The sequence below is a fragment of the Nostocoides australiense Ben110 genome (assembly GCF_001050535.1).
Classification (GTDB): domain Bacteria; phylum Actinomycetota; class Actinomycetes; order Actinomycetales; family Dermatophilaceae; genus Nostocoides_A; species Nostocoides_A australiense.
The window spans coordinates 3,098,082-3,100,833 of record NZ_HG764815.1 but is presented as its reverse complement, the minus strand read 5'-3'; the positions used below and the strand labels follow the sequence as shown (position 1 = coordinate 3,100,833).

The window sequence follows — 2,752 nt, the reverse complement described above, 5'->3', positions numbered from 1 at the left end:
CGCCTTGGTGGGATCGACCTCGCCGATCGGCACCGGCCGCCGGCCCGGGCTGAGCACCGCGGCCGTGCGGGTCGTCGCCCCGCCGGCCTCGGCCACCGTGCCCCAGGCCTGGCACTCGCCGCACCGGCCGACCCACTTCACGCTGCTCCAGCCGCACTCGGTGCAGCGGAAGGAGTTCGCCCGCGTCGTCTTCGCCATGACGCAGACGCTAGACGGCGGCACCGACAACCCGGGCCGGGCCCGCCTCAGCCGGGTAGCGACGGGTTCGGCGGCTGCGCGGGGATCGACGGATCGGACGGTATGGCCGGGTCACCCGGTATGGCCGGCGTGCTCGGCTCGCTCGGGAAGGACGGGTCCGGCGGCGAGGCCGGCGGATTCGGTGCCGGGAACGCCGGATCAGTGGGTTGGGTCGGTTCAGTGGGTTGGGTCGGTTCAGTGGGTGGAGTCGGATCAGTGGGCTGAGCCGGCTCGCTGGGCTGGATCGGTTCAGTGGGCTGGGCCGGTTCAGCCGGCGGCACTGGCTCGCTGGGCTGGGCTGGCTCGCCGGGCTGGGTCGGTTCAGTGGGCGGCGCCGGCTCGCTGGGCGGCGCCGGCTGGGCGGAGGTGGTGGGGTCGGCGGGAGGCGCAGGAGTGGGAGGGGGCGCCGGTTCACCGGGCGGTGCGCCGATGTCGTCGTTCTGTCCGTCGAGGCCGTCGAGGGCGTCCTTGGCCTTCTCCCCGGCTGCGTGGATCTGCTCGCTGTACTTAGAACCGGTGCGCTCGTCGATGGCGGCCGCGGCCTTGTCGACCATCTCGCCGATCTGGTCGCCGAATTTGTGAACGGCGCCGGTGGCCATGTCCTTGGCCTGTTCGCTGCTGAAGCGCTGCGGATCTTGCGTCATTGCGGGGCTCCTCCCTCGCCGGAACGTCGGACCACAGCAGGTTGGCACGACATCGGCCCGGGCGGGGGCACAGCAGCCACCGATCGCCCAACTCAGCAGAGGTTCCTCAGCCCACCCCGCCACGTAGACTGTCGCCGCCCGGCATCAGGGGTCGACGGAGGGACACGCGTGGCGCAGCAGTCGGAGGAGGAGCTCTACCGCTCGACCCTCGCCGTGCTCGCACCCGGCACCGAACTGCGCGACGGGCTGGAGCGGATCCTGCGCGGCAACACCGGCGCCCTGATCGTCCTCGGCCACGACCGCACGGTCGAGCAGCTGTGCACCGGCGGCTTCCCCCTCGACATCGAGTTCTCGGCGACCCGGCTCCGAGAGTTGGCCAAGATGGACGGCGCCATCGTCGTGGACTCCGACCTGTCCCGGATCGTGCGCGCCGCCACCCAGCTCGTGCCCGATCCGAGCATCGAGACGATGGAGTCCGGCACCCGGCATCGCACCGCCGAGCGGGTCGCCAAACAGACCGGCATGCCGGTGGTCTCCGTCAGCCAGTCGATGCGGATCGTGCAGCTGTATGTCGGCAGCCGCCGCCACGTCCTCGAAGGCTCCAGCGAGCTGCTCAGCCACGCCAATCAGGCGCTGGCCACCCTGGAGCGGTACCGGTCCCGGCTCGACGAGGTCACTGCGACCTTGTCCGCGCTAGAGATCGAGGACCTGGTTACTGTCCGCGATGTCGCCGCCGTGCTGCAACGGCTGGAGATGGTGCGCCGCATCAGCGGCGAGGTCAGCGGTTACGTCCTCGAACTCGGTGTCGACGGGCGACTGCTGACCCTGCAACTGGAGGAGTTGACCACCGGCCTGACCGACGACCTCGAGTGGCTGATCCGCGACTATCTCGCCGACGGGGTCGTCGGCGATGACCTCATCCGGGAACTCATCGACGGCCTGACCGCGCTGAGCCGCACCGACCTGCTCGATCCCGCCTCCGCCGCCCGGGTCATCGGGCTCGGTGGCCCCGAGGGCCTCGATTCGAGCATCTCTCCGCGCGGCTACCGCCTCCTCAACAAGGTCCCCCGCCTGCCGGGTGCCGTGTTCGAACGGCTCGTCGAGCATTTCGGCACCCTGCAACGCCTGCTCGCGGCCACCCAGGACGACCTCATGCTCGTCGACGGCGTCGGCGAAGGCCGGGCTCGCACCATCCGCGAAGGCCTGAGCCGGCTGGCGGAGTCGAGCATCCTGGAGCGGTACATCTGAACGCGCGCGAGCGCACGCGCGTGCACCGCGCCGTGCTGCAGTGGTATGCCGTGGCCGGGCGCGATCTGCCCTGGCGCGAACCGTCGTGCAGCCCGTGGGGGGTGTTCGTCAGCGAGGTCATGGCGCAGCAGACGCCCATCGCCCGCATCCTGCCGGCCTGGCAGGCGTGGCTGCGCCGCTGGCCCACCCCCGCCGACCTGGCGGCAGCCCCGGTCGGCGAGGCCATCCGCGCGTGGGACCGGCTGGGCTACCCGCGCCGGGCGGTCAACCTGCACGCCGCCGCCCGCGCCATGGTCGAGCGGCACGACGGTCACGTTCCGTCCGACCCGGAGGAGCTACGCGCCCTGCCCGGCGTCGGCGACTACACGGCCGCGGCCGTTTCCAGCTTCGCCTTCGGCAACCCGCTCGTCGTCATCGACACCAACGTCCGGCGGGTGCTCGTGCGCATCGCCCTCGGGCAGGCGCAGGCCGCGCCGAGCCTGACCAAGGCCGAACGTGAGCTGGCGGCCACCTGGCAGCCGCGGGCCCGCAGCGACGCCAACGCCTGGAATGTGGCGGCGATGGAACTCGGCGCCCTCGTCTGCACCGCCCGGGCCCCGCGCTGCTCCGACTGCCCCGTCGCC

3 protein-coding genes and 1 pseudogene are annotated in these 2,752 nt (G+C 72.1%); 2 read left to right on the top strand and 2 right to left on the bottom strand.

Annotated elements, in window-relative coordinates; translation table 11 throughout:
• Positions 1 to 198, bottom strand: a pseudogene (locus tag BN11_RS23960) (DNA repair protein RadA); the annotation flags it as partial.
• Positions 199 to 245: 47 nt separating this feature from the next.
• Positions 246 to 881, bottom strand: coding sequence for an antitoxin (locus BN11_RS21385; protein ID WP_053084128.1), 636 nt, complete (start codon positions 879 to 881; stop codon positions 246 to 248).
• A gap of 168 nt (positions 882 to 1,049) precedes the next feature.
• Between BN11_RS21385 and disA the strand changes: the two genes are divergently transcribed.
• Positions 1,050 to 2,129, top strand: a complete 1,080-nt coding sequence (gene disA / locus BN11_RS14980) for a DNA integrity scanning diadenylate cyclase DisA (RefSeq protein ID WP_048698991.1) — start codon at positions 1,050 to 1,052, stop codon at positions 2,127 to 2,129.
• Between the two features lie 20 nt (positions 2,130 to 2,149).
• Positions 2,150 to 2,752, top strand: a 603-nt coding sequence (locus tag BN11_RS23955; RefSeq protein WP_053084127.1) for an HhH-GPD family protein, incomplete at its 3' end; no start/stop codon positions are given.

Excerpts from the sequence above, each read along its gene's own strand:
- BN11_RS21385 (WP_053084128.1), bottom strand. The coding sequence starts at position 881 with ATGACGCAAGATCCGCAGCGCTTCAGCAGCGAACAGGCCAAGGACATG.